General features: G+C 45.6%; 22 protein-coding genes. 9 read left to right on the forward strand and 13 right to left on the reverse strand.

Annotation, left to right across the window (positions count from 1 at the left end):
• Positions 1-118 precede the first annotated feature (118 nt).
• The 5 genes from H6G03_RS24570 to H6G03_RS24590 all read right to left on the reverse strand — a co-directional run bounded on the left by H6G03_RS24570 (position 119) and on the right by H6G03_RS24590 (position 2917).
• Positions 119-739, reverse strand: coding sequence for a hypothetical protein (locus tag H6G03_RS24570; RefSeq protein WP_190469987.1), 621 nt, complete (start codon positions 737-739; stop codon positions 119-121).
• A gap of 109 nt (positions 740-848) precedes the next feature.
• Positions 849-1214 (reverse strand): hypothetical protein, encoded by a 366-nt coding sequence (locus tag H6G03_RS24575; RefSeq protein WP_190469990.1) that lies wholly within the window; start codon positions 1212-1214, stop codon positions 849-851.
• Between the two features lie 15 nt (positions 1215-1229).
• On the reverse strand, positions 1230-1661 hold the full coding sequence (locus H6G03_RS24580) for a hypothetical protein (RefSeq protein WP_190469993.1): 432 nt from the start codon (positions 1659-1661) through the stop codon (positions 1230-1232).
• Positions 1662-1735: 74 nt separating this feature from the next.
• A complete protein-coding gene (locus H6G03_RS24585; RefSeq protein WP_190469997.1) occupies positions 1736-2245 on the reverse strand; it encodes a hypothetical protein in 510 nt (169 codons plus the stop codon).
• 162 nt (positions 2246-2407) lie between these two features.
• Positions 2408-2917, reverse strand: coding sequence for a hypothetical protein (locus tag H6G03_RS24590; RefSeq protein ID WP_190469999.1), 510 nt, complete (start codon positions 2915-2917; stop codon positions 2408-2410).
• A gap of 566 nt (positions 2918-3483) precedes the next feature.
• Here H6G03_RS24590 and H6G03_RS24595 point away from each other — a divergent pair.
• The 3 genes from H6G03_RS24595 to H6G03_RS24605 all read left to right on the forward strand — a co-directional run bounded on the left by H6G03_RS24595 (position 3484) and on the right by H6G03_RS24605 (position 8035).
• Positions 3484-4956 (forward strand): AAA-like domain-containing protein, encoded by a 1473-nt coding sequence (locus H6G03_RS24595; protein ID WP_190470002.1) that lies wholly within the window; start codon positions 3484-3486, stop codon positions 4954-4956.
• 89 nt (positions 4957-5045) lie between these two features.
• The gene (gene crtO / locus H6G03_RS24600) at positions 5046-6740 is read left to right on the forward strand and encodes a beta-carotene ketolase CrtO (RefSeq protein WP_190470004.1); all 1695 of its coding nucleotides are present in this window, start codon (positions 5046-5048) and stop codon (positions 6738-6740) included.
• Positions 6741-6928: 188 nt separating this feature from the next.
• On the forward strand, positions 6929-8035 hold the full coding sequence (locus H6G03_RS24605) for a saccharopine dehydrogenase family protein (protein WP_190470009.1): 1107 nt from the start codon (positions 6929-6931) through the stop codon (positions 8033-8035).
• Positions 8036-8271: 236 nt separating this feature from the next.
• Here H6G03_RS24605 and H6G03_RS24610 read toward each other — a convergent pair whose 3' ends face one another.
• From H6G03_RS24610 to psbP, 3 genes are all read right to left on the reverse strand, one after another.
• On the reverse strand, positions 8272-9084 hold the full coding sequence (locus tag H6G03_RS24610; RefSeq protein WP_190470012.1) for a cobyrinic acid a,c-diamide synthase: 813 nt from the start codon (positions 9082-9084) through the stop codon (positions 8272-8274).
• 295 nt (positions 9085-9379) lie between these two features.
• Positions 9380-10009 carry a Maf family protein gene (locus H6G03_RS24615; protein ID WP_199315465.1) on the reverse strand — a complete coding sequence of 210 codons (630 nt, stop codon included), beginning with the start codon at positions 10007-10009 and terminating at the stop codon, positions 9380-9382.
• Positions 10010-10098: 89 nt separating this feature from the next.
• On the reverse strand, positions 10099-10641 hold the full coding sequence (gene psbP, locus H6G03_RS24620) for a photosystem II reaction center PsbP (RefSeq protein ID WP_190470061.1): 543 nt from the start codon (positions 10639-10641) through the stop codon (positions 10099-10101).
• Positions 10642-10871: 230 nt separating this feature from the next.
• On the opposite strand from psbP, the gene H6G03_RS24625 reads away from it, so the two are divergent.
• A complete protein-coding gene (locus tag H6G03_RS24625; protein WP_190470015.1) occupies positions 10872-11519 on the forward strand; it encodes a hypothetical protein in 648 nt (215 codons plus the stop codon).
• A gap of 7 nt (positions 11520-11526) precedes the next feature.
• Positions 11527-12702 carry a hypothetical protein gene (locus H6G03_RS24630; RefSeq protein WP_190470020.1) on the forward strand — a complete coding sequence of 392 codons (1176 nt, stop codon included), beginning with the start codon at positions 11527-11529 and terminating at the stop codon, positions 12700-12702.
• Positions 12703-12849: 147 nt separating this feature from the next.
• Here the strand turns inward: H6G03_RS24630 and H6G03_RS24635 are convergent, their stop codons facing one another.
• From H6G03_RS24635 to larB, 3 genes are all read right to left on the reverse strand, one after another.
• Positions 12850-13521 (reverse strand): hypothetical protein, encoded by a 672-nt coding sequence (locus H6G03_RS24635; protein ID WP_190470023.1) that lies wholly within the window; start codon positions 13519-13521, stop codon positions 12850-12852.
• Positions 13522-13579: 58 nt separating this feature from the next.
• Positions 13580-13717: a hypothetical protein gene (locus H6G03_RS24640; RefSeq protein WP_190470027.1), complete on the reverse strand. Its 138-nt coding sequence runs from the start codon at positions 13715-13717 to the stop codon at positions 13580-13582.
• A gap of 150 nt (positions 13718-13867) precedes the next feature.
• Positions 13868-14650: a nickel pincer cofactor biosynthesis protein LarB gene (gene larB / locus H6G03_RS24645; protein ID WP_190470030.1), complete on the reverse strand. Its 783-nt coding sequence runs from the start codon at positions 14648-14650 to the stop codon at positions 13868-13870.
• Between the two features lie 187 nt (positions 14651-14837).
• Between larB and H6G03_RS24650 the strand changes: the two genes are divergently transcribed.
• The gene (locus H6G03_RS24650) at positions 14838-15746 is read left to right on the forward strand and encodes an Rpn family recombination-promoting nuclease/putative transposase (RefSeq protein WP_190470033.1); all 909 of its coding nucleotides are present in this window, start codon (positions 14838-14840) and stop codon (positions 15744-15746) included.
• A 58-nt stretch (positions 15747-15804) separates the two neighbouring features.
• On the opposite strand, the gene H6G03_RS24655 is transcribed toward H6G03_RS24650, so the two are convergent.
• Entirely contained in the window at positions 15805-19560 is a 3756-nt protein-coding gene (locus H6G03_RS24655; RefSeq protein WP_190470035.1) for a two-partner secretion domain-containing protein, read from the reverse strand.
• Between the two features lie 186 nt (positions 19561-19746).
• The gene (gene cphA, locus H6G03_RS24660) at positions 19747-22434 is read right to left on the reverse strand and encodes a cyanophycin synthetase (protein ID WP_190470038.1); all 2688 of its coding nucleotides are present in this window, start codon (positions 22432-22434) and stop codon (positions 19747-19749) included.
• Positions 22435-22943: 509 nt separating this feature from the next.
• Here cphA and H6G03_RS24665 point away from each other — a divergent pair.
• The 3 genes from H6G03_RS24665 (at position 22944) to H6G03_RS24675 (ending at position 26072) form a co-directional block, all read left to right on the forward strand.
• The gene (locus H6G03_RS24665) at positions 22944-23303 is read left to right on the forward strand and encodes a DUF3110 domain-containing protein (protein ID WP_190470042.1); all 360 of its coding nucleotides are present in this window, start codon (positions 22944-22946) and stop codon (positions 23301-23303) included.
• A 68-nt stretch (positions 23304-23371) separates the two neighbouring features.
• A complete protein-coding gene (gene murQ / locus H6G03_RS24670) occupies positions 23372-24286 on the forward strand; it encodes an N-acetylmuramic acid 6-phosphate etherase (protein ID WP_190470045.1) in 915 nt (304 codons plus the stop codon).
• Between the two features lie 253 nt (positions 24287-24539).
• Positions 24540-26072: a site-2 protease family protein gene (locus H6G03_RS24675; protein WP_190470048.1), complete on the forward strand. Its 1533-nt coding sequence runs from the start codon at positions 24540-24542 to the stop codon at positions 26070-26072.
• Positions 26073-26184 lie beyond the last annotated feature (112 nt).

A 26184-nucleotide genomic window follows, 5' to 3' on the forward strand; every position in this document is an offset into this window, starting at 1 on the left:
GTGCGATCGCGCTTGTAGTTAATTTCCAGTTCGATGGAGAAAAAATATCACACTTAATCTTAATTTTTTAGTGCTTCAGCAGCGAGAATTTACCGAGAATTTTGGCGCTATGAAGCACTCAATTTTGTGGCTGCGTTTGACTACCTTGAGGAACAGTAACTGGCTGAACCGCAGGCGCATTATTGTTTGGATTTGGAGATATTAACTCAATGCCAGAACAAACCTCGGCAAATTGACCGGAAAGTCTAGCATTTCTCATAATTTGAATACATTGATTGATCGTAACTAAAGTAATATCAGTCCGAATTTTAGCTGCTTCTAAATTAGCTCTTTCAGTTTGAGCTTGGAGTGCCCGTAATTGAGCCTCACCGATTTTTCTACAAGTACGTGCGTTACTGCCGCCCAGAGGTATGTTAATAGAAGCAACTGCGCCGATAGAAGTACTGGAAACTTCAGCATCAGAGCCGCTACCATTGCCCAATCCTCCATACATCGATAACCCCAAAGTTGGACTCGGACAGGAAATACCAGGGCCAAAACCGTAGAATTGGTTGTTATTTACTTGTGTATTCTGTTGTTGGTTTACCGTAGTTCCGGCGCTGCTAGAAGTCGCTCTAGAATTACTGCTAGTAGAGGGCAGGTTAAATGTGTCTTGAGAAAGTTCATCTGCCTTGGCAGCATTTGTCCAACCCAGGCTATACAGAATAATTATAGCAGCTATAGCCCACTTTGTATTCATAGCTATAAAATCAAAACAATTACTCTAATTCTAGGTAGGATGCCCTGAGAATTAGCCACATATTTTCATGCCAATGAAAACATTATCTTCGGCGATTATTTGCCATTTACTAGAAAGAAGCAAACACGCTCAGGTTAGTGGAAGCACCGTCAGCATTTGTAGTTGAATTTGTTTCTACAGTGCGAATATTACTACCAGTCAAATCTTGTTGCAGCAGATTAAAAGGTTTATCCGCATCGCGAATGCTAAAATCTGTATTCACATTAATAACCGGGTTGTTTCCTAAAGGTTGCACGTTTTCCCCATCGATGTTAAATCCCCGGAGCGATCGCACGTCAACTTCATTAGAAACTGTTACCGTTTTGGAAGATTGTGTAGAAAACCCAACCGAAAAACCTACGCTTTGGGCTACCGCTCTATTCGATATAACCGGGAAAGAGCCGACAATTATTAGCCCTAACAAAAGATACTTCATTTTAGCTTTTACCTATTATTGAAACACCGTGAAAGACCTGCTATGGGTTTCTGTAAAAGATTCCTGTCCGGTCACTTTCACAGAAGTAGCCGCACCCGCATCAAAACGATTGATACCTAAATTAAATTGACCGCCTGGTTGGTAAATCACATAAGATGACTCTGGTGTGACGCGACCGCCAGGATCGGAAACCGATAAGTTATCTCCAGCTACAGCAAATCCCGCACCAGTGTTAGAGTATTGGGTTTCGGTAATATTAGTGTTTACCGTTTGTTTGACGCAAGACGTAGTTCGGGAAAAGCCAGATGTAGGTTCGATAACTACTTGGGCGCTAACAGGTGCAGTTAAAATCCCAGCAGTCGCAACCGCACCCAAAATAGTTGATAAACGAATCATAAATTTGGGTTTTTTGTGATAAATTTGTGAAGGTATAGATATTTTTATCATTTGTTCATCCTCCTTTGGATATGGCAGGTTTATATCGGATTTGACGAGCTAGTTTATAGTTACTCTTCACTTAATTAAAAGTTAGAATTTTCAAACACGCTGAAACTATTGGTTTGAGTGAGGATAGCATTCGTTCCCGAACCGCCTGGGGTAACAGTTCCTTCTCCACTTCTGGAGATATTTCCCGATAATCCTTCTCTGTTACCACCGTTAGTCACGCTGACTTTCGAGTAAGCGGGTAGGGTGTTATTGCCTGTAGAGGTGAGCGATACTGGTGTCGCGTTATCGGAAGAGAAAGTGTTGAGAGAGAAGTTAAAAGGAGAGCTGTTTGTAGGGGCTGTAAATTGAGTATTTGGGTTCAAATTTGAACCTTGATTGAGGACTCCAGAAGCATCGATTCCACTTCCGGAAATAGCAAAGCCGTTGAGTCGATTTGCTTCGGCAGTTCCGGAAGGAGCATCAACTCTTAACTGAATTTGGGTGGTGCGAGTTTGGGAGAAGTCAGCGCGGACTGGTAGTGTGGGAACCGACAATGCTGTCACCAACAGCATTATTTTCAACCAGTTAATTTTGGCAGTAGCCATGTTGATTTAGTTTTGGTTGTTGGGATCGGACTTGAATTGTGGCAAATTAAGGGTGGGAAAGCGAGAAATGCCGTTTCGCTTTCCCGTAACACAAGTTAGGTGTTAGGCAGGAAAGAAACCCAAGTTACCGCAAAGGCGACTAACCTGCCTCGCCTCCCCTAATTATTGACCAAATACGGTCATGCTACCCGTTTGCGACAAGACACCCACGGTACCTTGTCCGCCAGCAGTAACAGTACCCGTACCAATGTTGGTGATAGTACCTGCAAGAGTTCCGGCAACACCGCCAACAGTGATATTTTGGATACCATAAGCAGGCCCAGCGATCGTACCTGTAGCGTTATTAAGGGTTGTCGCGCTTACGGCATCCAACACATAACTGGATGCGTTGTAGCTAAAGGTGCTGCCATCTGTGGGAGCAGCAGCGGTACCGGCAGTGATAGCACCAGTAGCATTTAGTGTTGGCAGGGTGACGGCTCCCAGATTGGAACCGGAGACGCTAACGTTAGCACCTTTAGCTTCTGTTTGATTTTGGGCTGGTTGAACGATTAGCTGAAGTTGCGTGCTGTATTCGTTAGTAACTGCTGGGCCTGCCTGGGCGGGAGATGTGGCGATGGAGAAGGCTCCGCCTAAGACTGCGGCTGAAGCAATTAGAAGAGTTTTGACTTTCATTGGAGTTCCTTGAATAAAAATTTAGGTTTTTAGCGGCTGCTGAATTTACGCATCAGCAACCTTGCTATATCAATTTGTATTTGATTTAGTTTGGCAGCGTCGATACTGATTTCTTAAGGATCTGGCTTTTTTTGGCCGGGGAAAGGAAGGTAAGGTAAGGTAAGTGGCTGATGCGCTACGTTGAACTACGTAATCAAAGTCTATGCTATCTCAGTAATCTCCCAATTGCCAATGACAGCTAAACGGTTTAGGCAGACGACAGTCAATTACTACGATAGCTGAGAAAGCGCCTGGAAAGCGATCGCTCTTTGCCCAAAATTTTTCAGATAGCCTGCGATCGCGCCCATTTTGAGCTTTATTTACCTATCGATCGACTCAGTGTTGTTTCCGTAGTTCGCTGGATTTTTCTCTGTTATCCACATCAGTATAAAAACCCCTTTGCTAACAATAGTAAGCGATCTGTATTAATATAAAAATAAAGTTTTTCTAAAGAGCAATGGTTAAATTGCTTTCTAGATTTTTTGGAGAGGCTCTACCTGCTCTGGTTTATAGGAAATACAGACATCATGGAATTTCAATCAGCCATCCAATTTGCAGATGCAGCCATTTTCGCACAGACTAACAGACATCTTAAAACTGTCGAGTTAATGTTAATGCGTGGTGCTTGGTCAGGACAGACTTATCAAGAAATTGCGGCCACCATAGGTTATACTCCTGAATATTTGCAGCACGATGTAGGGCCAAATTTATGGAAAATACTTTCCAAGATGTCCGGTGAAAAGGTCACCAAAAATAATTTTCGATCGGTAATAGAACGGTGGTGTGCATCTAAGCTTAATTACGCGAAAGAAGAAGCTATTGTTGCTGGATTTTTTTCTGGTTACAATCAGCCAATAAATAATGGAATTTCTCAGGGTACGCAATGCTCAAATTTGGCGATCGCAGAAATTGCAGAAATTACTACTATGGATATGGATTTTCTTCCCAGATGCTCTACCCGTTCGGCAACGACATTAGAATTACCTAGAGGTCAAGTACCTATTGATTCTAACTTTTATATCCAACGTCCTCCCATTGAACTGCATTGCTTGGAAGAAATTAGCCAGCCAGGAGGCTTGGTGAGGATAGAAGCGCCCAGACAAATGGGTAAAACTTCCTTAATGGCTAGAATTATCAATCAAGCCAAAAAGCAGGGGTATCGCACGGTGCTGTTGAACCTGCAACTAGCAGAAAGAGGAATTTTTAAAGATTTGAATCGATTTTTAGAGTGGTTATGTGCCAGCGTAGGTCAAAGTTTACAATTACCAAATCGGATGGCTCATTACTGGGATAATTTTTTAGGTAGTAGCTACAATACTACAGTTTATTTTGAAAAGTATTTATTGCCGAAAATTAATAGTCCTGTAGTGATGGCGATCGACGAAATGAATCGCATTTTTCAGTATCCGGAAATTGCCTGGGATTTTTTGGGAATGCTGCGCGGCTGGTACGAAAAAGCTAGGTATGGAGAAAGTGTCTCCAATGCTTTTGAAAAGTTGCGTTTGGTCATTGTAAATTCTGGCGATATTGATCTATCTTCAACTATGAATTTATCGGTATTTAATGCTGGTTTGTTAGTGAAATTGTCAGAATTTAGTTTTAATCAAGTTAAAGAACTAGCAGATATACACGGATTGTATTGGGACGATTCTCAAGTCCAAAAACTAATGAATTGGGTGGGCGGACATCCTTATCTGGTGCGCGTTGCTCTTTATCATATTGCCAGAAAAGACATAACGCTGCCGCAATTATTGCAGACAGCTACTACACAGTTTGAAATTTATAAAGACCACTTGCAACGCCAGTGGTGGTATCTCCAGCAGGATCGGGAACTAGCGCAGGCATACAGTCAAATTGTGACTAGAGAAAGCTTGGTAAGTCTGGATTTAGAGCCTGCACTAAATTTGGAAAGTATAGGGCTGGTGAAGCTAATCAATAATCAGGCTATACCGAGTTGCGAGTTGTATCGCCAGTATTTCCGCGATCGCTTGCACAGCTAACACAACTATTATATCTATTTGGACAGATTTTTTACATTTTGTAATTTATCTAGGATAACAGAGATAGTCCATGTTATAAAGTTGCATCAATGGAAACTTACGACGTTGTAATCATTGGCGCAGGCCATAATGGTTTAGTTTGTGCTGCTTATCTGCTCAAAGCAGGATATAGCGTTTTATTACTAGAAAAACGCTCTGTTCCTGGCGGTGCAGCAACTACCGAGGAAGCATTGCCAAAAGAAGCACCGGGTTTTAAATTCAACCTGTGTGCGATCGACCACGAATTCATCCATCTGGGCCCAGTAGTTGAAGAATTAGAACTGGAAAAATACGGCCTGGAGTATCTTTACTGCGACCCAGTGGTATTTTGTCCCCATCCAGATGGTAAATACTTTTTGGGTCACAGATCCGTTGAGAAAACCTGTGCGGAAATTGCCCGCTACAATGAGCGCGACGCCAAAAAATATGCCCAATACACAGACTTTTGGCAGCGGGTGATCAGCGCTATGATTCCCATGTTCAACGCGCCACCAAAGTCGATCGTCGATATTGTTGGGAACTACGACTTTAAAAAGCTGAAAGATTTAATTTCTGTTATCGGTGGCCCGGATAAAACGCTGGACTTTATACGTACAATGCTAACCAGCGCCGAGGATGTCATCAACGAATGGTTTGATTCCGAGTTTCTCAAAGCACCTTTGGCAAGATTGGCATCCGAACTCGGTGCGCCTCCCTCTCAAAAAAGCATTGCTGTGGGTGCGATCATGATGGCAATGCGCCACAATCCCGGCATGGCTAGACCTAGAGGCGGTACTGGCGCTTTGGTGACGGCCCTAGTTAATTTAGTCACAAGTTTGGGTGGAAAGATACTTACTGACCAGCACGTTGAGAAGATTTTAATCGATGACGGTAGAGCTGTGGGAGTTCGGGCTGGTGGTGGCAGGGAATACCGCGCAACTAAAGGTGTTATTTCTAACATTGATGCCAAGCGCTTGTTCTTGCAATTGGTCGATGAAAGCGATGTGAATGCTGCCGACCCAGATTTAAAGGAGCGTTTGGAACGTCGCATCGTTAATAATAACGAAACTATCCTCAAAATCGACCTAGCGATGGATGAACCGCTGCGCTTTGTGCATCACGACCATAAAGATGAATATCTGATCGGTTCTGTGTTGATTGCCGATTCTGTCAGACAGGTGGAAATTGCCCACAGCGATCCGTCTGTTGGTAAAATTCCGCTGGAAGACCCGTCAATGTATGTAGTTCAGCCGACGATGCTAGACCCGTCGATGGCACCTCCCGGCAAGCATACGCTTTGGATCGAATATTTTGCGCCTTATCAAATTGCGGATGCGGAGGGAACGGGTTTAAATGGGACGGGCTGGACGGATGAATTGAAAAATAAAGTAGCCGATCGCGTTATCGATAAGCTCGCAGAATACGCGCCCAATGTCAAGACTGCGACGATCGCACGTCGCGTGGAAAGTCCCGCCGAACTGGGAGTGCGTTTGGGAGCCTACAAAGGTAACTACTACCATATCGACATGACCCTAGACCAGATGGTGTTCTTCCGTCCGTTACCGGAATTGGCAAACTACAAAACGCCAATTGATGGACTGTATCTCACCGGTGCGGGAACTCATCCGGGTGGCTCAATTTCCGGTATGCCGGGACGCAATTGCGCTCGCATCTTCCTGCACGCACAGCAGCCTCTCGCCCAAACTCTCAAAGATGCGGGCAATTCTCTCAAGTCTACCGTCGCGTCGGTGTTCCGCATTTCTTAGGGGATAGGGGCTAGGGGTTAGGGGTTAGGGGATAGGGAAGAGGGAAGAGGGAAGAGGGAAGAATTTTGACTTTTGACTTTTGACTTTTGACTTTCCCACTCCCCCACTCCTAGTTTCAACCTGGGAGCGAGGTTTTTGAGGCTCTACCTCGCTTATCTTAGTAACATTCGACGAATGACCAATGACTAATGACAGATAAAGTTTTAATTGTGGGAGGAAGCGGGCGAATTGGCAGCAGCGTTGCTGCGGATTTAGTTGCCCACACAAAGGCAGAAATTACTATTACCGGGCGAAATTCAGCTGCTGGGGAAGCGGTGGCCCAGCAGCTGGGGTCGCAAGTAAAATTTTTGACTTTGGATTTGGCGGAAAAGGAGAAATTGCGGAATGCGATCGCATCTTCGGATATTGTCATCCACTGCGCTGGGCCATTTCACTACCGCGATGCGATCGTTCTGAAAACCTGCATCGAAGAAGGCGTTAATTATTTGGATGTCAGCGATCATCGCTCTTTTACAATCAAAGCGCTCAATTATAAATCTGCCGCCGAACAAGCTGGCGTAACCGCAATTGTGAATACGGGTATTTTTCCCGGCATTTCTAATAGCATGGTGCGACAGGGTGTGGAACAATTGGATGAGGCAGAAAAGATTCACCTCAGTTATGTAGTATCGGGTTCTGGCGGTGCGGGAATCACGGTGATGCGAACGACGTTTTTGGGTTTGCAAAATCCGTTTGAATCTTTGATAAATGGGCAGTGGGAAACTGTGAAACCTTATAGCGATCGCGAAACGGTTGTATTCCCACCTCCCTACGGTCGCACTGGCGTTTACTGGTACGATATGCCAGAAACTTTCACTTTGCCGGATACTTTTCCCGTCAAAACAGTGATTACAAAATTCGGTTCCGTTCCCGATTTTTACAATTACCTAACTTGGTGGGTTGCTAAGTTTTGGCCGCCCAAAGTCCTCAAAAATACCGCGACGATCGAGTTTTTATCTACTGTCAGTCACAAGATGACTAATTTTACCGATCGCTTCAGCGGTATTGGCGTAGCAATTCGTTCGGAAGTCACCGGAAAAAAAGATGGAAAGATAGCTAGTTTTTGTTCGACTTTAGTACATGAAAATACCGCAATTTCAGCAGGCTACGGCACCGGTAGCATTGCCGAATTATTGCTGAATGGCAAACTGAAAAAACCCGGTGTTTGGGCGGTGGAACAAGCATTACCAACCGATTTGTTTGAACAAACAATGGCAAGCCGTGGTGTAACTATTCAGGGAGATTGGATAAATTAGTATCTCATCGTCGGGTGGGGGACGGCACGAGCGATAACTTTACTTTTTCAACTAATAATTATTTTCCCGTGCCGTCACTCACCGAGCGCAATTGTGTTTAATATCACGAAATCTTTTTTACCATAAATCCGAAATATACCAGAAATAACAAGGGATTGTCTTGTCCCATAAAGGTTATTCTATAAATATTTACGCGCTTTCATGGTAATATATTTTTGTTGACTTGCTGAGTTTTATTAAATATTAATCACTTCCAGATCTTGAGTGAAAATACTCTCTTGTTCCGGTTGATAAATATATTCGTAATCGAATGTTAAAGATTGGGGATGGCGAATCATTGAAAATCCAAAATCGCTAACTGTATTTGTGGTAAAAGTATTCATAACTAGCTCGATCGATCGCTTTTCTGATAAATCGGGTATTTGCACATAATAATCGTGTTTTTCAAAGAAAATCCTTTCGTATTTCGGCACAACTATACCGTTAAGTTTGTGAGCTTTTTGAATAGGCTTAATATAGTTTTTGATAAAGCTGGTTGGAGATTTTTGTAATATAGATAATCTTTCTTGTTGCGCCCAACTCATCTGAAATATCATTTTCAGAAGCTCAAAGCCTAAAATATAATTGAAAAGGCTATTTTTTTCTTCTGTACTGATCACCAATCGTAAAGCCGATTCTAAATAATCATGAGGCTGTTCGCGCAAATCTTGAGATGAATGGATAAAAAATTGCCTGACGTAGCTTTTTAAGACGGCTTGATTAAGCTCGGTTTTGAGGTAAAATCTGAATAGATACTTTTGAACTTGGTGTTGCGTGTCTCTGTCTTCCAGCATTCGCGCCACTAAGCCATCTGCGGTATATTCATCTAAAAACTCTGCTTGCAAATCTGGGGTAGATCCACAGAGAAGATGACAAAGTGACAAAACATAACGGCGTTCTTCCCAAGGCAAACTTTCCGCCCATTTTTTCGCAAGTGGAGGAAGTGTTTCCAGAATGCTGTAGGATTGAAATTTTCGCGGTTTGGACGAGTTTCCAAGTTTGGGTTTCATAAGCGGAAGCAGGTATAGGTAGATACACAAAGGTTATCCGCATTTAGCTTGAAACAAGTGTTGCTGAGGAGCGGGCTCAGCTTTTATAGCTAGGGGCCAGAAAAAGTCAAAAGTCAAAAGTCAAAAAAAGAAGCTATAATAAACGGCTTGATGGAATTAAGAACGTCCTAACTGCCTTGTTGCTATAACTGTTAAGTTTTGACTGTTACTTTTGAGTTTGGTTGCGATCGAGCTACTATTTAGTATTCCCAAACAGCTGTGAGAACACAAAATCCTTCTGGATTGCAACAAAAGTCTATTTTATCTCAGATATCTGCCAAAAGTCTGTAACATCGTATCCCAGTTCGCCCAACATCTGACGCAGGAGGGGCATACTCAGACCGATGACGTTGGAGTGACAGCCTTCGATTTTCTCGACAAAAAGACCTCCTTTGCCTTCAAGGGCGAAACATCCAGCACATTTTAGCGGTTCGCTGCTGGCGACGTATGCTTCGATTTGACGATCGCTGACATTGGCAAAGTACACCCGCGTCACCTGAGATCGCACCAAAGTTTTGCCCTGCTGTTGGTCAATTAAAGCATGACCCGTATACAGGTCACCAACTTTACCGCGCATCATTTGCCAACGGGCGATCGCTTCTTCTGCATCAGCCGGTTTGCCGTGAATTTCGCCTGCGATCGCCAACACAGAATCACAACCCAACAATAGCGCATCTGCGAACTGAGGTGCCACTGTTTCCGCCTTGCGTTGCGCTAGCGTTTTTACCAGTTCCGCCGCATTGTCGATATTGACTTGCGACTCATCAAAATCGCTGGGACAGACAACTGCTTCTATGCCAGCAATTTGTAACAAACGACGGCGGGCTGGCGAGGCAGAAGCTAATACTAATTTGGGATTTGGGATTTGGGATTTGGGATTGACCATTTCCTTGTCAGTTGTCAGTTGTGCGTTGTGATTTGGCATCTGCCAAAAGTCATAAGTTTTTGGTTAGTTTGCGATCGCAAACTGACCAACTAATAGACAAAGAAAGAATCAACAATTTGCTGGAACTGATTTTTCACTTTTTGCCAGCGCTTTTCTGTAGTGGATGCGCTAAAAGTATAGAGTTTGCTGTTGTTGAGGACAACACTGGTTAAATTGTGCCGTTCCTGGTTGGGCAATTTTATGAGATATTCCAAAAGGTAGTACATTTTGCCATTACCTTCTCTCGCCTCGGCATTCACCAATTCCGCTTCGCGTCCAGATCCCGCAGGAGCTAAAGCAACTTTGGACAGTTTATATCCTACCTCACTAGCAGTGCCCAGATCGCTGAGCGTTTTGGCAGATTCCACTGGACTGATGACCACGCTGACGTTCTCGCTTTGCTCGATCAAATCGTGGAACACCACATCGGGGCCATTTTTTGATACTTTGACTGGTATCCAACCATTAGGATAAAGGAACTGGTAGCCGTCCATGCTATCAATATAGCTTTTCAAACCGACAGTGCCGCCAACGCAACTTGTCAGAGTCAAGCTTAGCACGACTAAAAGTACCGCTGCGATTCGTTTGAGCATCTCTAGATATTTCCCTTGGGCAGTGTCGTTATATTTTCTCATTTATTTGACGCGATCGCAGTTGACCTAGAGCGAGGGAGTGGGGGAGTGGGGGAGTGGGGGAGTGAAAAAATTATGTAGGTCGCGCACCTGCAAACCGCTATATACCACTATATAAGAGGGATACTTTAAAAGCACAAGTGCAGAGAAGAAATCGCTTATTATTACAAATTATCAAAGAAGGACAAGCGATGTTGATAACTACCGAATTGCGATGGTTTAATCGCGGTAAACTACCAGAAGATATTAAAGATTGGTTTAACGGCGATGCGCTAGGCGAACATCACCAATCACCAGAAGAACGAGAAGATATCTATTTATATATTCCCGAATGTGAATATCTGGGAATCAAACTTCGACAGCAGCGTTTGGAAATCAAATTGCGAAAAGCCGAATTGGATACTTTGAGTTTTGGAGATAATGTAGAAGGTAAGGCAGAAAAATGGGTGAAGTGGAGTTGTGAAGATGCGACAGCAGAAAGTTTGATTCCCGCAGATGCGCTCAAAAAAAGGCCGTGGGTGAGTGTAAAAAAAGTGCGATCGCAACGCAAATACCAAGTCTCTGCCGATGCTTCGGTAACATCAGTACCTGTCGATAAAGCCATTAACCAAGGCTGTAATGTAGAAATCACCCAACTCGATATCAAAGACAATCTTTGGTGGAGTCTTGCCTTGGAAGCATTTGGCGAAGATGCCAATTTAATGTATAATCTTGAAACTGTATCTATTTGGCTATTCCAAACTTACTCCGCCTCTAAATTGCAAGTTCAAAATTCCTCCGCCTATCCCCAATGGCTTGCTTTTCAATCTAAAGACTTACCCAAAAAAACTCTTTTTTGACCCCACTATGAGTTTTGTTGCACTGCTGATTTTATTGGTATTTGTTTCTGCCATTCCCCTTGGCTTAGCCTTGTGGCTAAAAAAGCGCTATAAAAAAACGAAATTTGTCTTATTTGCCCTCACCGGATTGCTTGTACTCACGCAAACGAGCGTTTGGCTATATGATGTTAGCGGAATGCAGGCATACAACCATTATCTTCAAATTCAAACTTTTTTAAATCAACCTTTCACAGGGTTGCGTCAAGTTGGTTTGACGCGGAGTAAAGGGATTATTGCTCTTTCGTATATGAGTGAAGGATTGGTAAGTTATGCGATGCAAAATCCAGCACGGAAACCAGAAATAATTGCTTTATTGAAAAAAGCGATCGCCATTGCGCTTCACCCCGATATTTCACCTTACCAAAATATTAACAACGTTGCCAGTTGGGGTGAAGAAGGATTGTACTTGAGCCACTTTAATGTTATGCTAGGAAGTTATCAGAGATTGTCAGGCGATCGCACCTATCTCCAACTCAACCGCACCATCTCCGAACACCTCGCCCAAAAAATTCTCGCCGCGCCTCATAATAATATCAGATCCTACAATAAAGCTCAAGATAGATGGCCTGCCGATAATGCCGTCACCCTATATTCATTGTACCTCTTCGACAAAAACAATAATAGCAAAATAAGCTTATCGCCAATCCAGAAATGGTTAGAATACATGGAAACAAAAGGCAGCGAACCGAAAACAAAACTACATTACTCCGAACTTACTGGAATTGAAAAATATTCCCCATACCCTCGCGGTTGTGCATTATCTTGGACAGCCAAATATATGAGCGATTTTGCTCCCAAAGAAGCCAGAGATCTGTGGAGTAATTATAAAAAACATTACCAGAAAAATTTCCTAATTATCTCTGCTTTTAGAGAATATCCTCCCAATGCTAATATTAACCCAGATGCGGATTCCGGGCCGATCGTTTTTGGTATGGGTGCAGGCGCTACCGGACTCGCACTCAACGGTTCCAAATATGTGGGAGATTACCTCACCTATTATCAGATTAATAACTTGTTCAGATTGGTAGATTTACTAGCCAACATTTTATCATCCTTCGGTGACAAAAAGTGGCAAACCCTCACACAGGATATCTTAGCAATATCGATACAATTTAATGCCGAAACCAAAGTGCCCTGGTATTAGCTTTTAGGGTGCTTTAAACTTACCGTAACCCATCCCAATTAAACCCTATCCCTTCCCTCACCAAAAATCTACATCTACATCTGTGTTCATCCGTGTTCATCTGTCTTCATCTGTGGTAAAAAATCCATTTATTCACTTTTCGGATGTTTAATCTTCCACTTTCCAAAACCAACGATCTTTTAATTTTCTAACCTCTAGATATGGATAATTACCAGAAGGCTTGACAGAGATATCTTTACGATCCGACCTGTAAACAAAACCCGTCTTCCGATTTCCCCAAACACCCAAATCGCTACAAAAGAAAATAATATTTGTATTCCCCTCTTTGGTAATGCTAATCTTCCTATTAGGACAGCCAACCAAATGACGATAATCGCAAGGAAGTAGGACTTCCGAAACAGGCTGACCGGGAGGAGTTTTTATTTGTCCCGATTTGACCATTGCTACTACTTCTTCAAAAGATTTGAAATGATTATCGAATGTTTCCAGAGTGGGATTAGCGGGAACGGTAAGCAAAACTAAAATCGTAGTTATTATAGTTATGGAAAATGGTAAGATTATTTTGGGAAAGTTTTGCTTTACCTGGATGACCGCGTAAATCACCCAAAAAAATAATAAAGGCCAAAATAACAGGGTGTCACTGATGCCGATTTGCCAGACTGCCAAGAGAAGAACCAATACGATCGCATATATAATTAAAAAGAATATCGCTCGCAGCAGCGCAGTCAAAAATATGCGATACTCTTCTTTAACAGATGCGGTTTGACCAATCGCTGGGTTAGCCGAAAAGTAAGTAGGCCAGTAAAATAAGAATGTCAAAAAGGCAAAGTTGATCCAGAACAAGGAGACAAACTCGCCCAAGTAACATTTGTATATCCTAAATATCAGTTCCAAACAGCAAAAGATGACTAAAATCAACGAGATTATCAAAACTTTTGATTGCTGAGGCAAATTTCTGATATTCTGCATAACGATCGCACAAATGAGTATGTTGTTGCGCTTGTTGCACTTTCATGCGTATGCAGTTGCGCTGTCTTCGCGCTTAGCGCAACTACATATAGCAACGGTCAGGGCGGTTAGGACATCCTAAAATGCCAAAACCAATTCACAGCAAGCATTTCACTTTTGACTTTTGACTTTTGACTTTTGACTTTTGCTATACCTATTATTGGTTGCCAACATTCAGCTTATGTGCAGTGCGAAGAATTTGCCCAGCTAAAACCGCCGCACCAAAACCATTGTCAATATTAACAACAGCTACTCCCGCAGCACAAGAATTGAGCATTGTCAACAGCGGAGCGAGGCCACCAAAACTCGCACCGTAGCCTACACTGGTAGGAACTGCGATCGTCGGAGAATCTGCCAAACCAGCGACTACACTGGGTAAAGCACCCTCCATCCCCGCAACGACAATCAGCACATCGGATTGTGCAATAACTTGGCGATTACTCAGCAAGCGGTGGATACCGGAAACGCCGACATCCCAAAGGCGTTGCACCCGGAAGCCGGATAATTCTGCGGTGATGGCGGCTTCTTCGGCGACGGGTAAATCGGCTGTTCCCGCAGAGATAATGCCGATCGCACCAGCGTACTGAGGTTCTATAGTAGGAGGAGCGATCGCACAAATCCGCGCCATTGCAAAATATTGTAAATCGGGAATCTTTTCTTGCAATTGGGCATAAACAGCCGATTCGATGCGCGTTGCCATCACAACTGGATTGCGATCGCGCATCACCGCTATAATCTGAGCAATCTGCTCCGGCGTTTTACCAGGCCCCCAAATCACCTCCGGGAAACCTGTTCGCAGACGACGGTGATGGTCGATGCGGGCAAAATCTCCAACAGGCTCAAAATCAAAATGCTTTAGTTTGTCGAGCGCTACATCTGGCGTCACTTCACCAGCAGCGACCGCTTGTAGGAGATGGCGTAAAATTTCAGGTTGAGTCACAGTGGCTCCTCTGGACTTGTTACGTTACATTAACAGTTGGGGGGACTTACGCACTCTGGGGATAAAAACCCGGTTTCTTCGTCGATCCTTCACCATGAAACCTAGCATTTTTCGTAGAAACCTGGTTTCTTTGCGTAAGTCCTCAGACGATCGATCGTTCAAGTTAATCTCAAATATTAAGTCAAATATGAAATTTATTAACCCCAAAACAGACTATGGGTTTAAAAAAATTTTTGGTTCCGATAACAGCCAAGATATCCTGATTAGTTTTCTGAATGCGATCGTCTATCAAGGTCAGCCTACAATTAAAAGTCTAGAAATTATCGACCCCTACGCTCCCGGTCGCATTTCCGCTTTAAAAACCACTTACTTTGATGTCAAAGCCAAACTGAATAACGGGCAAAATGTATTGATAGAAATGCAGGCTTTCAACGTGCCTGCTTTTACCAAACGAATTGTTTATAACGCCGCCAAAGCTTACGCCAATCAACTGAGAATAGGAGAAGAATATCCTGAAGTTAGACCCTTGATTTCAGTAGCCGTTATGGATTTTAACTTATTTGAACTTTCCCAAACAGTAATTTCCCAATTTATTTTCAAAGAAAAGCAGCAGCTATTCGATTATCCAGAGTATCCGTTTGAGTTAGTCTTTGTGGAGTTACCGAAATTCAATAAAACTCTAGAGGAGTTGGAAACTGTGGCGGATAAATGGCTGTACTTTTTGCGAAAAACACCGGATCTAGAAGTAGTTCCAGAAAAGATGGCAACAGTACCGGAAATTGATAAAGCGTTTGCGATCGCCAATCGCATCAATTTGAGCGTGGAAGAGTTAGAGGATTTGGAGAAGAGAGAACAGTTTGTGAGGGAACAGAAAGGTTCGATCGAATTTAGCCGCGCCGAAGGTCGCGCCGAAGGAATACAAACAGGTCAGCTAATATTGGTACAGCGACAATTAAGGCGACGATTTGGTGAAATTCCAGTCGAAACTCTCGATCGTTTGGAACAGCTATCATCGGATGACTTAATAGCTTTAGGTGATGTTATTTTCGACTTTTCAAGTTTAGCCGATTTAGTAGCTTGGTTGGAAACTAGGTAAGCATTCAGCTATAACCCACCAGTTTTATTGTTTCTCCCCCCACTCCCCCACTCCCCGTTCAACGCGCATAACATTGTTGTTGTGCAAGTCCAGAATTGTGAGGTCTTGCTGTCGGCGCTTGCGCTACCAATTCCACTTCTCCTTTAGAATTAACAACCCATCCTTGCGCTTCCACAATTTGAGTATTGCTCATAGGTGATGGGGAATGGAAATTTGGTAATTTTCCCACTATGCCAGTTTGGGAAGAATCGGTCAATCTTAAATCCACCCAAGTAGCACTACTATCAAGCGCTTCCAGAGGACTGGGGGGTAAACCACCTTTGCCAGTAACGACAAATTGGTTTTGCTCTGTTCCTGTAGAGCGACAGCTGGAAGCAACTAAGCTAGTCGCATCAACCAAATTATCTGGCAAAACGAGTAACCCGGAACTAGGATCGACATCGGGAGTGTTGACTGCGACAGTGCCACTTAAAGAAGAATCTGCGCCTGTAGCGGTGATGTCGCTACTGAGCAAGTTTCTGGGATCTAAAAGGGTAGGATCGTCGGTATTGAGTAGGCTTTGTAGTTCTTCTCTGGTGCGCGACTGTGCGCCAAAGATAGCTTGTGCGTTGATGATGATATTACCGCCTCTGGCATTGAGGGAATTGGCGCTGATATCGCTATTATCTAAAGCGGCAATTACATCAGCATTAATCGTAATGTTGCCACCAATAATATTTTCGCCCTGTGCGTTGGTGGTAATTCTGCTGTTTTGATGCAAGATGAGAGAGGATGCACCCAGCCTAATACTTGCTTGGTCTTCTCGTGTGGAGTTAAAACCTTGGATGGTTTCTGTGCTGATTAGTGCCTTGTTGTTCAGATTGATGGCATCAGCCTCAACCAGTATATTGCCTGCTGCACCTTGACCTCTACTGGCGCTACTCAATCGCGTGCCATTGGTAAGGTTCACCGACTTGGCAGTAATGCTGACGCCTCCCGCATCTCCGACACCATTCGAGTTCACCTGGCTGAAAGCTCCACTGGAGAGTCCATCCTTCCGGCTACCATCAAAGGTAACCGTATCGCTCGCCATCATCGTAACGCTACCCGCATTCCCTTGCCCATCGGTGCTGGAACTCAGTTGAGCGCCATTGGTAACGTTCGCAGATTTGGCCGTAATGCTGACGTCTCCCGCGTCCCCGACACCATTCAGGTTCACTCTGCTGAAAGCTCCACTGTTGCTTCCATCCTTGCGCTCACCATCAAAGGTAACTGTATCGCTGGCCATAATCCTGACGCTACCCGCTTTCCCTTGCCCAAGGGTGCTGGAACTCACTTGAGCGCCATTGGTAACGTTCACCGATTTGGCCGTAATGCTGACATCTCCCGCATCCCCGACTGCATTCGAGTTTACCTGACTGAAAGCTCCACTACTAAATTTTCCATCCTTGCGCTCACCATCAAAGGTAACCGTATCGCTGGCGATAATCCTGACGCTACCCGCATTCCCTTGCCCAAAGGTGCTGGAACTCAGTTGAGCGCCATTAGTAACGTTCGCAGATTTGGCCGTAATGCTGACGTCTCCCGCATCTCCGACACCATTCGAGTTCACCAGGCTGAAAGCTCCACTGGAAAGACCATCCTTGCGCTCACCATCAAATGTAACCGTATCGCTGGCCATAATCGTGACCCTACCCGCATTCCCTTGCCCAAAGGTGCTGGAACTCAGTTGAGCGCCATTAGTGACCAAAAGTGACTTGGCAGTAATGCTGACGCCGAGGCCATCTCCGACACCATTCGAGTTCACCTGGCTGAAAGCTCCACTACTGGATTTTCCATCCTTGCGCTCACCATCAAAGGTAACTGTATCGCTGGCGATAATGTTGACGATACCCGCATTGCCTCGCCCATTCGTGCTGGAACTCAATTGAGCACCATTAGTAACGTTCACCGATTTAGCAGTAATGCTGACGTCTCCCGCATCCCCGACTGCATTCGAGTTCACCTGGCTGAAAGCTCCACTGTTGCTTCCATTCTGGCGCTCACCATCAAAGGTAACCGTATCGCTGGCCATAATCGTGACGCTACCGGCATTCCCTTGCCCAAGAGTGCTGGAACTTAGTTCAGCGCCATTAGTAACGAAAAGGGACTTGGCGGTAATACTGACCCCCCCCGCATCCCCCTCTGCACTAGGTTCCACACGGCTGAAGGCTCCACTGGGGAGTCCATCCTTCCCCTCACCATCAAAGGTGACCGTATCGCTGGCGATAATGTTGACGATACCCGCATTGCCTCGCCCATTCGTGCTGGTATCCAGTTGAGCGCCATTAGTAACGAACAGGGATTTGGCGGTAATGCTGATTCCCCCTGCATCGCCCACAGCATCTGGTTGCACCGTGCTTCCCAGGTTACTGGGAGTTCCATCCTCACTCTCACCATCCAAGAAGATGGTATCGCTAGCGATAATCGTCACCTTACCCGCATTCCCTTGTCCAAAAGTGCTGGTATCGATATCGACACCATTGGTAAGGCTCACAGATTGGGCGGTGATGCTGATTTCCCCTGCATTGCCCACGGCACCTGCTTGCACCGTGCTTCCGATTCCACGAGGGCTTCCATCCTTCCCCCCACCGTCAAAGGAGACAGTATCACTAGCAATAATCGTGATGCTACCGGCATTCCCTTGCCCAAAGGTACTCGTATCGATATCTGCACCATTGGTAACACTCACTGATTTAGCGTTAATCCTGATATTGCCGCTATTTCCGACTGCATCAGGATTGACGTTGTTTTGAATGAAGCTCGAATCAATTGCGATACCTTCAGTAGCACTTAGAGAGATATCCCCCGCTCTACTTTCAGGTGACCCCAAATCACTTGCTATCCCAGCACTGAAAAGACTCTCTCCCGAAATATCGATATTTCTGGCGGTAATGGCAATACTACCGCCACCACCAGCAAGTACGTTAATTCCTGCTTTATTAATAATTGACACATCTGCTTGTGGGACGGGCGTCTCGCCTGTCACTCCATCGGGGAAGCTCAAACTACCATCCGCATTCAGTTCTACTGTTCCCTCTCCTGCTAGTCCCCCTATCTCCACACGACCGCCGGGAGCCTGTAAAATACCGCCATCAACAATGACATTGCCACCAACTAGGATCAAATTTTTGCCAGGGGTAACTTCTAAGGGATTTAACTCGCTGTGGAAACTTTCCGTTAGGTCTTCCTGACCAAATTCTTGACCTTTCCCCTGTACGCGAATCTCGCCTGGATTGTTTCCATATTGCAATCCTACTGGTACATTAATACTCAGCAATGGTGCAGCTTGCGGATTAGTAGCGCTAAACTCTATGCCATCACCAAATTTGATACTACTGGCTGTACTCCCCAAAAATGAGCCGCCTATATTTAATTTGGCATTCTGCCCAAAAATAATCCCATTTGGATTAATCAAAAATAAGTTAGCTGTGCCATTAGCGCGAATCAATCCATCTATATTCGATATCGAATTACCGGTTACCCGGCTGAAAATATTCTGGATCTCGACTGCGTTATTGAAAAATGCCTCACCGCCAGTTGGGATAGAGAACTCCCGAAAGCTATGGAAAAGATTGTTTCCCGCTCGGTTGCCGTCATTTATTGTAAATTTCTGATTATCTAGAGTTGTGACGTTGGTGGATAAAGTGGCATCTGGAACGATTTGCGATCGCACTTCTCTACCCCATCCCAAATAAAGCAGCGCCAAACCACTCGCCAACCACAACTTTAACTTGACTTGAGGACAAAACAGTGCTGGCAGAGATACCTGTGCGTAAGGCGATCGCATTTGCATAGATGAATACCGAACAATTTCAGGATTATATCTCCATCAATAAAATATTCACAATGACGCAACAAATTTTTAATCGTTCTTAAAGATAACAAATAAATAAAAAAGGCAAAAGATGAAGTCAGGAAATTTTCCTTTTACCCTTCTTTCTTTTGCCTTTTGCCTTTTGACTTTTGACTTTTGCCTTACTTAGACTTGATTAGTTACGGAAGTAGGCTGTACGGTATTTGTCGGTGTAGCCCCATTGAGGTGCTGTACCGGATCGGCTACTGGATTGCGTGACTGGATCAGAGCGATCGCACGGCTGACAGTTTCGGGTAAAATCACCACCAAACTACCGGCAGAAGCGGTATCTAAAGCGCTGTTGACAGCTGTTGTCTCATCGAGGATAGCTTCGTAACGGGAATCTGGCTTAGTTTGCTGGATGCCTTTGACAATCAAGGCAGATGCGTCGCCGCGAGGGCGTCCCCGCGTGTCGTCGTCTTCTTTGACGATGATGCGATCGAACATTTCTGCCGCCAGTTTGCCCAACAAAATGAAATCTTCATCGCGGCGATCGCCTGGGCCACCCACTACACCAATCCTCTCACCCGGCCAGTTGCGGACAAAACCGCTCAGCGCCTCGTAGCTGTGGGGATTGTGAGCATAATCCACCAAAGCGTGGAATTTGCCTAAATTAAAGATATTCATCCGTCCCGGCGTTTGGTTGACGGAAGCGCGGAATGTTTTGAGTGCGGTGCGAATTGTCTCGATATCAACTCCTTGCACAAACGCCGCCAAAGCAGCCGCCAGGGCATTGGCAATCATAAACGGCGCACGTCCTGCCATTGTGAGGGGTACGTTTACCGCCTGGTCGATTCGCAGCGTCCAATCTCCCTTCAAAATCGACAAATAGCCGTTTTCGTAAACTGCCGCCACGCCTCCCTTGCCAGTGTGTTCTTTCACCAACTGGTTATCTGGATTCATCGTGAAGTAAGCAACTTGGGCTTTCACCCGCTTGGCCATATTTGCTACCAAGGGGTCGTCTGCATTCAGTATCGCGTAACCTTTAGGCAAAACAGCTTCTGCTACCACACACTTGAGGTCGGCTAATTGCTCTACAGTATCGATATCGCCGATTCCCAGGTGGTCTGCGGCCACATTTAGCACTACGCCGACATCGGAAGCTTCAAAACCCAAGCCGGAACGCAATATCCCACCGCGTGCGGTTTCCAGCACTGCCACTTCCACAGTCGGGTCTTGCAGAATCAACTGAGCGCTTTGCGGGCCGGTATTGTCTCCTTTTTCCACCAGATAATCCCCGATGTAGGTGGCATCGGTGGTCGTGTAGCCCACTGTTAAACCGGCACTCTTATAAATGTGGGCGATCAATCGCGTTGTTGTCGTCTTGCCGTTTGTACCGGTGATTGCCAAAATGGGGATGCGAGAGGGAGTGCCGGGGGGAAACAGCATATCCATCACCGGAGCCGCGACATTCCGCGCAATTCCCCTACTGGGTGCAACGTGCATCCGGAATCCGGGTGCGGCGTTGACTTCGACGATGACGCCATCCACTTCTCTTAACGGTTTGGTGATATCGGGGGTGACGACATCAATGCCGGCGATATCCAAACCGATAATTTTTGCTACCCGTTGCGCGATCCAAACATTTTCCGGGTGGATGTCATCGGTGCGATCGACTGCAATCCCGCCCGTACTGAGGTTTGCCGTAGCCCGCAGGTAACATATTTGACCTTCTGGCAGTACTGTTTCCAGAGTGTAACCTTGCCGTTCCAACAATTGCCAGCTAGTACGGTCTAACGTAATTTTGGTGAGAACGTTTTGGTGTCCTTCGCCCCGATTCGGGTCTTTATTCGTTTCTTCAATTAATTGCTCGATCGTTAATTTGCCATCTCCTACCACATGAGCCGGCACCCGTTCGGCAACCGCTACCACTTTGCCGTTTACCACCAATACCCTGTGGTCTCTACCTTGATAATACCGTTCCACAATCACGGATTTGGAAACTTCTTTAGCGGCATCGTAGGCTTCTTCCGCTTGTTCCCAAGAGGTAATGTTAATGGTTATACCCCTACCGTGATTGCCATCCAGGGGCTTGATTACAATTGGGTAGCCGCCCACATCTTGGATGGCATCTTGCAGATCGTCTAGATAGTTGATGACGGTACCGCGAGGAACAGGTACTCCAGCTTCCCGCAAAATCTGTTTAGTGCTTTCTTTATCAGAAGCTAACTCTACACCTAAAATACTGGTGTTGGAACTCAGAGTTGCTTGCATCCGCTTTTGGTGTATCCCGTAGCCGAATTGCACTAAGGCGCGAGCGCTCAAAGATGCCCAGGGCACTCCCCGTGCTTCTGCTTCTTTGACAATGGTTTCTGTACTCGGCCCTAAAGAGGCATCCGACCACATTTCCTGCAAATCTAACAGGTCTTGTTCTAATTCCTCTTTAGGATATGTGCCGGTTTCTACTATGCTATGACACAGACGCACGGCTGCCCTGGCAGCATAGCGACCTGCTTGTTCGTCTTTATACTCAATAACTACTTGGTAGGTGCCGGGTGTGCTTGTTTCGCGGGTACGACCGAATCCTACTGACATATCTGCCAGTTCTTGGAGTTCGAGGGCTACGTGTTCCACAATATGTCCCATCATTGTGCCTTCTCGAATTCGGCTGAGGAAGCCGCCCTTGCACCCTGGCGAACAAAAATGTTCTTCTAAACTAGGCAGTACTTGTATTAATCCCTCGTAGAAGCCAGGAATCTGATTCGACGGTCGATCGGCAAGCTCTTCTAAATCGAGGCGCATCACGACCAGTTTGTGGCGTCTAATGCTCCAGTAGTTTGGACCGCGTAACGTCTGGATTTTAAGAATTTTCATGGCAGTATCCGAGGGTCATTTGGCAGCGAGGAAGCAATCAAAGCAACTATCTAGTTTCTTATGGGGAAGAGTTATTAAACTGTTCGCTATGGACATTTTTATGTATCTGTTGCTGGTATCCCATCCATCCTAGAGAAGAAGTTTGATTACCAATGTTAAAAATACTACATTACCGCTTTATAAGCAGGGAGTGAGCGGGGGAGTGGGGGAGCGGGGGAGTGGGGGAGTGGGGGAGTGGGGGAGCGGGGGAGTGGGGGAATTAATATTTTCCCTTTTCTCTTTTCCCTTTTCTCTCTCCCTATTCCCTATTTCTTATTCCCTATTCCCTGTTCCCTCTCGCTTTTGTTTTTGACTTTTGACTTTTGACCTCGTTCCCTGGCTCTACCTGGGAAACGACTTTTGACTAGGATATGTCGATTTGTGGGTTTCGCCAATGCCTATTTTGGCGGGTAAGTGGCAGTTTCGATCGGTAAGATAAATAACGACGATGCAAAAAAAAAGTGGCACCCATGCGCGTATTCGTACTTTTATATAACGCCCGCACGGAAAATGAGGGCATTCACACCATTAAAGTTGGCGATCGCAATACGGTGTTAATGTTTGAGTCAGAAGACGACGCTACTCGCTTTTGCGTGCAGTTGGAGGCTCAAGATTTTATGGCTCCCTCTGTGGAAGCGATCGATGATGAGGAAATCAAGGAATTTTGCGAAAGTGCCGATTATGAATGGCAACTCATTCCAGAAGGCGCTTTAGCCCTCCCACCAGAAACTAACTTAGAACAAACAGACTGGCAAGCGGAAAGCACTCGACCGGAAGTTACCGATTCCGAACTCGATCGCATTCGCCGTCAGCTGGAAGGACTTTTGTGAAAGGATCGAGGATGTAGGGCGAGAGCCCTTACCGAAGGCTAGGATCGAGGATGAAAGAAGGATGAAAGATGAATAATTTGGAGGAACGCGGCCATCTTCTCACAGAACAAATCAATCCCAACAGTCAGAATTTAGACCAGCTAAGTTCTCTGGAGTTGGTGGAGCTGTTCAATCAAGAAGATTCTCAAACTATTGCCGCGATCGCAGCTGCCCGCACTCAGTTGGCTCAGACAATCGATATCACAGCAGAAGCATTACGTCAAGGGGGAAGACTGTTTTATGTGGGAGCCGGCACCAGCGGGCGTTTGGGCGTTTTGGATGCCGCCGAGTGTCCGCCCACGTTTTGCACACCCCCGGAATTGGTACAGGGGATAATCGCCGGTGGTGCAGGTGCTTTAGTCCGCAGTTCGGAAGATTTGGAAGATAGGGCTGAAGATGGGGCGGCTGCGATCGCCCAGCGACAAGTCACTCAATTAGATGTAGTAGTCGGAATTACCGCCGGAGGAACGACTCCGTTTGTCCAAGGTGCTTTGCAGGCGGCACAATCACGAGGCGCTACTACCATTTTTATGGCCTGCGTACCGATCGAACAAGTTACTACCAGTGCCGATATTGACATTCGCCTGTTAGTTGGCCCTGAAATTTTAGCAGGTTCCACGCGATTGAAAGCGGGAACGGTGACAAAAATGGCTTTGAATATCATCTCTACCGGCGTGATGGTCAAGTTGGGCAAGGTCTACGGCAATCGTATGGTAGATGTGGCGGTTACAAATACGAAACTGCGCGATCGAGCTTTGCGAATTCTCAACGATCTGACCGATTTAAGTCGCGAAGCAGCTGGGTATTTGTTAGAACGAAGCGGGCGATCGGTCAAGCTGGCGCTGCTGATGCACTGGACAGGATTGGAGAAACAAGAAGCAGAAACTCTTCTCACCGAACATCAGGGCAATATCAGACAAGCAGCCGAAAACTACCAAAAATAGTCAGTTCAACTCAAATATTGCACCAGAGCAAGAAACCGGGTTTCTTGCTAACTTAACCCAAGAGCCTCTATTTCTCGTTAACAGGACTTACTTGACACCTTAAAAAAGGTAGGTTGTTGCGCTTTAGGGTTAAATTTAGTGCTAAAGCACAACAATCTACCTAAAATTAAACCCTTCTTCCCCGACGCCCGACGCCCTAGCCCCTAGCCGCTCTAAATCGCTAGGATTTGTCTGTGTAGCACAGGGAAAGGAAATGTTTACTGCATCGGAGACTTCTGTCATCGCACTAATTCTGCTAGCCGCTTTCGGTATATTGGCTTGGGGATACTTGCGTGCCAAGCCTTTTGGCAAACTGGGAATCCTAGCCTGGTTGCAGTCGGTTGCCCTCATGGCTCCCTGGCTGTTATTCTTTGGTTTGTTCGCTGCCGGGATTTACCTCAACTTAGTCAGCATCTTGTTTATGTTGGTGGCTTCGGCGGGGTTGTATATTTATCTGGGTAGGCAATTGCGAGCTGCGGGCCAAGATCTGATGATGCGCGATCGCGCCGCCAAAATGGCGAATGCTAACCAGGAAGCTAGTTCTGGCGAACAAACGCCTCAAGCGATTGAGTCGGCAACTGAAAAACCACAGCCAGTTCAGGTGCAGTTGAAAATTGAGTTCGTGCCGATTCCCCAAGAAGATCTCAAAACGATTCAGGGAATTTTTGGCATCGATACCTTTTTTGCCACCGAGACTATCCCCTACCAGGAAGGCGCGGTTTTTAACGGCAACCTGCGAGGAGAGGCGCAAGCAGTCCACACCCGCCTTTCCGATGCCTTGCAGGAAAGATTGGGCGATCGCTATCGTCTATTTTTGATCGAAAATCCAGAGGGTAAGCCGGTTGTTGTTGTCCTACCCAGCCGCAATGACCCCAAACCGTCAACTATAATTCAAAAAATCCTGGCAGTTGTCCTCATGTTGGCAACAATAGCTACCTGTTTGGAAACTTCTGGCTTAATGTTGGAATTTGACTTATTTCAAAATCCAAGTCGATTAGCAGAAGCTTTGCCAATTGGTTTGGGAATATTGACAATTTTGGTAGCTCACGAAATCGGTCACTGGCTGCTAGCTCGCCGTCACAATATCCGCCTTAGTCTGCCTTATTTTATACCCACTTTGCAGATAGGTTCTTTTGGTGCCATCACCCGTTTTGAATCTCTCTTACCTAACCGAAATGTCTTATTTGATATTTCTGTGGCAGGGCCTGCTGCTGGTGGCATTGTATCTCTGCTGATGCTGATCGTAGGGATGTTACTTTCTCAGCAAGGCAGTTTCTTTCAAGTACCGGCACAATTTTTCCAAGGTTCTATACTGGTGGGAACTTTGGCACGGGTTGTCCTGGGTTCGGCTTTGCAACAACCTTTGGTAGATGTTCATCCTCTAGTAGTAATTGGTTGGCTGGGATTGGTGATTACAGCATTAAATTTAATGCCAGCCGGACAATTAGATGGTGGTAGAATCGTTTTGGCTATATACGGACGCAAAGTAGCGAGCAGAACAACTATAGCGACGTTAATTGTTCTGGCACTTGTAGCTTTGGGAAATCCCCTTGCTATTTACTGGGCAATTGTGATTGTGTTTCTGCAAAGAGATTTAGAGCGTCCCAGCCTGAATGAGATTAGCGAACCCGACGATGCGCGAGCAGCGATAGGTTTGCTAGCTTTGTTTTTAACGATCGCCACTCTTATCCCCTTATCCCCAGGATTGGCAGGGCGTCTCGGAATTGGAGTGAGCGGCCCATTTTAAATATCCATTTCTCAAAAGTCAAAAATTTCTCCTCTTCCCTCTCCCTCTCCTTCCTCCCTCTTCCCTCTTCCCTCTTCCCGACGCCCTAGCCCCTAGCCCCTAGCCCCTAGCC

It is taken from the genome of Aerosakkonema funiforme FACHB-1375, from assembly GCF_014696265.1.
Classification (GTDB): Bacteria; Cyanobacteriota; Cyanobacteriia; order Cyanobacteriales; family Aerosakkonemataceae; genus Aerosakkonema; species Aerosakkonema funiforme_A.

Coding starts and splice junctions, on each gene's coding strand:
- H6G03_RS24570 (WP_190469987.1), bottom strand. CDS start 739: ATGAATACAAAGTGGGCTATAGCTGCTATAATTATTCTGTATAGCCTG.
- H6G03_RS24575 (WP_190469990.1), bottom strand. CDS start 1,214: ATGAAGTATCTTTTGTTAGGGCTAATAATTGTCGGCTCTTTCCCGGTT.
- H6G03_RS24580 (WP_190469993.1), bottom strand. CDS start 1,661: ATGATAAAAATATCTATACCTTCACAAATTTATCACAAAAAACCCAAA.
- H6G03_RS24585 (WP_190469997.1), bottom strand. CDS start 2,245: ATGGCTACTGCCAAAATTAACTGGTTGAAAATAATGCTGTTGGTGACA.
- H6G03_RS24590 (WP_190469999.1), bottom strand. CDS start 2,917: ATGAAAGTCAAAACTCTTCTAATTGCTTCAGCCGCAGTCTTAGGCGGA.
- H6G03_RS24595 (WP_190470002.1), top strand. CDS start 3,484: ATGGAATTTCAATCAGCCATCCAATTTGCAGATGCAGCCATTTTCGCA.
- crtO (WP_190470004.1), top strand. CDS start 5,046: ATGGAAACTTACGACGTTGTAATCATTGGCGCAGGCCATAATGGTTTA.
- H6G03_RS24605 (WP_190470009.1), top strand. CDS start 6,929: ATGACAGATAAAGTTTTAATTGTGGGAGGAAGCGGGCGAATTGGCAGC.
- H6G03_RS24610 (WP_190470012.1), bottom strand. CDS start 9,084: ATGAAACCCAAACTTGGAAACTCGTCCAAACCGCGAAAATTTCAATCC.
- H6G03_RS24615 (WP_199315465.1), bottom strand. CDS start 10,009: ATGGTCAATCCCAAATCCCAAATCCCAAATCCCAAATTAGTATTAGCT.
- psbP (WP_190470061.1), bottom strand. CDS start 10,641: ATGCTCAAACGAATCGCAGCGGTACTTTTAGTCGTGCTAAGCTTGACT.
- H6G03_RS24625 (WP_190470015.1), top strand. CDS start 10,872: ATGTTGATAACTACCGAATTGCGATGGTTTAATCGCGGTAAACTACCA.
- H6G03_RS24630 (WP_190470020.1), top strand. CDS start 11,527: ATGAGTTTTGTTGCACTGCTGATTTTATTGGTATTTGTTTCTGCCATT.
- H6G03_RS24640 (WP_190470027.1), bottom strand. CDS start 13,717: ATGAAAGTGCAACAAGCGCAACAACATACTCATTTGTGCGATCGTTAT.
- H6G03_RS24650 (WP_190470033.1), top strand. CDS start 14,838: ATGAAATTTATTAACCCCAAAACAGACTATGGGTTTAAAAAAATTTTT.
- H6G03_RS24655 (WP_190470035.1), bottom strand. CDS start 19,560: ATGCAAATGCGATCGCCTTACGCACAGGTATCTCTGCCAGCACTGTTT.
- cphA (WP_190470038.1), bottom strand. CDS start 22,434: ATGAAAATTCTTAAAATCCAGACGTTACGCGGTCCAAACTACTGGAGC.
- H6G03_RS24665 (WP_190470042.1), top strand. CDS start 22,944: ATGCGCGTATTCGTACTTTTATATAACGCCCGCACGGAAAATGAGGGC.
- murQ (WP_190470045.1), top strand. CDS start 23,372: ATGAATAATTTGGAGGAACGCGGCCATCTTCTCACAGAACAAATCAAT.
- H6G03_RS24675 (WP_190470048.1), top strand. CDS start 24,540: ATGTTTACTGCATCGGAGACTTCTGTCATCGCACTAATTCTGCTAGCC.